Below are 257 nucleotides of genomic sequence, written 5' to 3' on the forward strand. Positions count from 1 at the left end.
AACATGACGACTGACCCTAATGTCATACCAATCTTTAACACCACGTGGTTTGTCCAGGCGAAGCTTACCGGCAACAATTTTAGCCCGATCGGTTTTAAAACCTTGACGAGCTGCTTTCTTTGATTTGAAAGCTGGTCGCCCCCAATCTGGTTGGGCTTTGTCGAAAAAGTTCTGCCAGGCCTTTCCTAAATCAGCGATTGCCAATTGCAAGGTTCGGGCCGAGAGCATGTACTGCCAATCAGCTTTATTCGCGACCA

1 pseudogene is annotated in these 257 nt (G+C 47.9%); it reads right to left on the reverse strand.

Annotation, left to right across the window (positions count from 1 at the left end):
* Positions 1-257, reverse strand: a pseudogene (locus tag HEQ50_RS12695) (RNA-guided endonuclease TnpB family protein); the annotation flags it as partial.

The sequence above is a fragment of the Lactobacillus sp. HBUAS51381 genome, from assembly GCF_012641095.1.
Lineage (GTDB): Bacteria > Bacillota > Bacilli > Lactobacillales > Lactobacillaceae > Levilactobacillus.